This window comes from Microbacterium umsixpiens, assembly GCF_053543675.1.
Genome location: NZ_JBLVOH010000039.1, coordinates 13,506 through 17,023, shown reverse-complemented (window position 1 = coordinate 17,023; position 3,518 = coordinate 13,506). Strand labels below are relative to the sequence as shown.

Genomic DNA, 3,518 nt, shown 5'->3' with positions numbered 1-3,518 from the left:
GCGAGCCGGAGGGCCCCACCGCAGGACACACACCACATCACAGGAGCTCCGACATGACCGCCTCGGCATCCGACGCCCTCATCCGTCTCGACGGCGTGACGAAGACCTTCGGCACGACCACTGCCCTGAAGGGCGCCTCGCTCGAGGTCTCCCGCGGCGAGATCGTCGTCCTCCTCGGCCTCTCCGGCTCGGGGAAGTCGACCCTACTGCGCCACCTCGACGGGCTCGAGGTCCCCACCGCAGGCTCCGTGGAGGTGCTCGGCTCCCAGGTTCCCTCGCTGAAGGGCCGGGCGCTCCGCGGCCTCCGCAGCCGCGTCGGGTTCATCTTCCAGCAGTTCGAGCTCGTGCCCTCGCTCACCGTGCTCGAGAACGTGCTCACCGGCTCGCTGTCGGGTGTGCGCGGACCGCGCCTCGGGCTCTGGGGCTACTCGCGGGCCGCCAAGCTCACCGCGCTCGAGCACCTCGACCGCGTGGGTCTGCTCGACCGCGCCTACCAGCGCAGCGACACCCTCTCCGGTGGACAGCAACAGCGCGTCGCCATCGCCCGCGCCCTCATGCAGAAGCCCGACATCCTGCTCGCCGACGAGCCGGTCGCCTCGCTCGACCCGGAATCGAGCGAGCAGGTCATGGCCCTGATCCGCGAGATCGCCGCCGACGAAGGACTCACGGTCGTGTGCAGCCTGCACCAGGTTGACCTGGCGATCAGCTGGGCCGACCGCATCGTCGGGCTCCGCCACGGCGAGGTCGTGCTGGACACCCCCACCACCGACCTCACCAAGGCCGAGGTCATGGAGATCTACGGCCGCGTCGCGCCCACCACCGCCGAGATCCGGGCCGTGCAGGAAGAGCTCGTCGTGGCGGCCGCACAGGTGGCGGCATCATGACGATCCTCGCCGACCGTCCGCGCACCGCAGCGGCCTCGACGGTCGCCGAGCGGGCTCCGAAGCGACCGATCTCGCCGGAGCGCATCGCGGCGTCCCTCACTCTGGTCGCGCTCGTCGTGCTCGGCATCCTCGCCGTCCGCGAGGTCGACATCTCCATCCCGGCGATGGTGCAGAGCTGGGGCAACGCCGAGAACTTCATGGCGCGTGTGGGCGGCCTCTCGTTCCCCGAGCCCGCCGACCTGGCCTGGCTGATCGCCCTCACCGTCGGCCTCGTGCTCGTCGGCACCCTGCTCGCCGCGGTGCTGTCGGTGCCGATCGCCTACCTCGCCGCATCCAACACGACGCCGGGGAACGGCTGGCGCGCCGCCGCCCGGTTCATCGGCGTCCTCACCCGCGCTCTGCCCGACGTGGTGCTCGCGATGGCGTTCGTGCTGATGTTCTCGCTCGGCACGCTCCCGGGCATCCTCGCCATCGGCATCCACTCGATCGGCATGATCTCGAAGATGTTCGCCGACGCGATCGAGCAGATCGATGAAGGCCCCCGTCTCGCGATCCGCGCCGCGGGCGGCTCGAAGATGCAGGAGTTCAGCGCCGGCATCCTGCCGCAGGTACTGCCCAGCTGGGTGGCGACGGTCTTGCACCGCAACGACATCAACCTGCGCGGCAGCGTGGTGCTCGGCTACGTCGGCGTCGCCGGCCTCGGCCTCGAGATGTCGTACGCCTTCAAGTCGCTCAACTACGGCAAGGGGCTCGGCATCGCCCTGGTCATCTTCATCCTCTGCATCGTGATGGAGATCGTCTCCAGCATGGTCCGCGGGGCGATGCTCGGCGAGCAGAGGCACACCCGCTCCTGGATCGACCGGATGCTGCACCCGCGGCTCGGTGCGCACGCCGCAGCCGCACCCGCCGGACGCCCGGCATGGGCCGCCAGCCCGCAGACCGCGGTGCGGCGACCCTGGACGGCGCAGCGTGTGCGTCACACGATCGCCGGTGTCGTCGCCGTGCTCGTCGTGATCGGCAGCGTCGTGGTCAGCCAGATCAACTGGATGGACTTCGTCACGTTCTGGGCCAAGCTGCCCGAGGTCGCCGCCCGGTTCTGGCCGCCGTCCTTCGGAAGCTACGACGCGAGCGCGATGTTCGAGGCCATGCGCGACACGGTCGCGATCGCGCTCGCCGCGACCGTGCTCACCCTGCTCCCGTCGATCCTGCTCGGCTCCCTCGCCGCCCGCAACGTCGCTCCCAGCCCGGGGGCGCGCGGAACGGCGCGACTGCTGCTCGTCGGCATCCGCGGCATCCCCGAGCTGATCCTCGCGATCGTGCTCGTCGTCATCACGGGCCTCGGTGCGCAGGCGGGCGTCATCGCCCTCGCGATCGGCGGCATCGGACTGCTCGGCAAGCTCATCGCCGACTCGTTCGAAGAGGTGGACCGCGGCCCCGAGCGGGCGCTGCGCGCGGTCGGCGCGACGCGTCTGCAGACCTACACCTCGGCCACCGTGCCGCAGGGGATGCAGGCGCTCATCGGCCACAGCTTCTACATGCTCGACACGAACATCCGCGCGGCGACGATCCTCGGCATCGTCGGCGGCGGAGGAGTGGGGTACTACCTGCTCAATGCCAGCCAGGGTTCGCGCTACGAGACCGTGACCGCGATCGTCCTGATGATCCTCGCCACCGTGCTCGTGGTCGAAGGGCTCGCCATGTGGATGCGGAAGGTGTTCCGATGAACGGCACTCCGAACACGGCCGACGTCGTGGTCGTCGGCTCGGGGATCGTCGGCCTCGGTGCGGCATACGCGGCGGTCCGTCGCGGGCTGCGCGTGATCGTCGTCGACCGCACCGATGCCCCGGTCGGCGCCACGATCCGCAACTTCGGTCACCTCTGCATCGGCGCCCAGGGCGGGGAGGCGCGGCGCTACGCCGACGTCTCCCGCGCGCTGTGGCTGCGCCTCGCCAAAGACGCCGGCTTCTGGCTGCGCGAGTCGGGCACACTCGTGGCCGCCCGCCACGACGACGAGATCGCCGTGCTGGAGGCGGCCTCCCGCGAGGGCGGCATCCGCCTGCTCGAGGCCGACGAGCTCCTGCGCCTCGCCCCGCTCCGGGCGGACGGCCTCGTCGGCGGCGCGCACATCGAAGTCGACCTGCAGACCGATCCGCGCACCGCGGCCACCGCGACCGTGCGTCATCTCGCGAGCCTCGGAGTGGAGTTCCGGTTCCGCACCGCGGTCACCGCGGTGGGGGCGGGCCGAGTCGAGACCACCCGGGGCCCGATCGGCTGCGGAAGCGTCGTCGTCGCGGTGAACCACGACATCGACCAGTTGCTCCCCGAGGTCGCCGAGCGGCACGGGATCGCGCGCTGCGCCCTCGACATGATGCGGGCGGCGGTGTCGTTCCGGCATCCGCTCGCCGCACCGCTGCTCACCGGCTGGTCGCTCGTGCGCTACGGGCGCTTCGCCGACGGGGTCGAGGCCACGGTGCTGCGGGAACGCCTGCATGCCGAGCGGCCCGACCTCGCCGCCATCGACCTCAATCAGATGTACACACAGCTGCCGGATGGCACGCTCATCATCGGCGACTCGCACGCGACCGCGGTCGCTCCGGCGCCCTTCCAGCCCGAGGCCGCCTTCACCGCATTCCT

Annotated in this window: 3 protein-coding genes; all 3 read left to right on the top strand. The window is 71.1% G+C overall.

The features are described from left to right. Nucleotides 1-53: 53 nt before the first annotated feature. Entirely contained in the window at nt 54-884 is an 831-nt protein-coding gene (gene phnC / locus ACNPM4_RS04240; RefSeq protein WP_448984802.1) for a phosphonate ABC transporter ATP-binding protein, read from the top strand. Then, nucleotides 881-2,608, top strand: a complete 1,728-nt coding sequence (gene phnE / locus ACNPM4_RS04235; protein ID WP_448984801.1) for a phosphonate ABC transporter, permease protein PhnE — start codon at nt 881-883, stop codon at nt 2,606-2,608. The genes phnC and phnE overlap by 4 nt, the downstream gene beginning before the upstream one ends. Further along, nucleotides 2,605-3,518 (top strand): TIGR03364 family FAD-dependent oxidoreductase (locus ACNPM4_RS04230; RefSeq protein WP_448984800.1); only part of this gene is annotated, 914 nt, incomplete at its 3' end. The genes phnE and ACNPM4_RS04230, both read left to right, overlap by 4 nt.

Excerpts from the sequence above, each read along its gene's own strand:
- phnE (WP_448984801.1), top strand. The coding sequence starts at position 881 with ATGACGATCCTCGCCGACCGTCCGCGCACCGCAGCGGCCTCGACGGTC.
- phnC (WP_448984802.1), top strand. The coding sequence starts at position 54 with ATGACCGCCTCGGCATCCGACGCCCTCATCCGTCTCGACGGCGTGACG.